Annotated in this window: 1 protein-coding gene; it reads right to left on the bottom strand. The window is 63.3% G+C overall.

The annotated features are described in order from the left end of the window. Window positions 1–35: 35 nt before the first annotated feature. The gene (locus D7W82_RS40845; RefSeq protein WP_158617818.1) at window positions 36–209 is read right to left on the bottom strand and encodes a hypothetical protein; all 174 of its coding nucleotides are present in this window, start codon (window positions 207–209) and stop codon (window positions 36–38) included. Window positions 210–447: the final 238 nt, after the last annotated feature.

Genomic DNA, 447 nt, shown 5'->3' with positions numbered 1-447 from the left:
GGGATGCCTGGCGCCTGATGCCCCTGGGTGGGGCTTCACTCCAGTCTCGCGGCGATCTCGAACCCCCCGTCGTCGATGACCTCGACGCCACCGCGGATCATCTCCGGCCCCGGCTGCTCCAACGTGAGCCCGCGCAATGTCTTCGCTCCGAGTCGCTCCCACTTCGCGCGCAGCGCGGGTCCTACCCCATGGAGGTCGTGCTCATTCATCGCCGTGCATCCTCCTGAGAAACCTCTCATGAGAATAAAGGCAGACAGCCTCAGGAAAGAGCTGTTAAACTGCCGGCAGGTGTCCCTTGCGGTCATCCATTGACCGCAAGGGATTCCAGCTCCCCATCACAAGGCAATGCCTGCCACCGGCCTCCCCGCGCCATACGCCCGGGGTGTGCCATCTCACGTCTGGAGCACCACCGCTTGAAACGCCATACCCTGCAACTCATGTTGGGAG

The sequence above is a fragment of the Corallococcus sp. CA049B genome (genome assembly GCF_003611685.1).
Lineage (GTDB): Bacteria > Myxococcota > Myxococcia > Myxococcales > Myxococcaceae > Corallococcus > Corallococcus coralloides.
The sequence above is the reverse complement of the archived record's forward strand: the minus strand, read 5'-3'. Positions and strand labels throughout refer to the sequence as shown.

Excerpts from the sequence above, each read along its gene's own strand:
- D7W82_RS40845 (WP_158617818.1), bottom strand. The coding sequence starts at position 209 with ATGAATGAGCACGACCTCCATGGGGTAGGACCCGCGCTGCGCGCGAAG.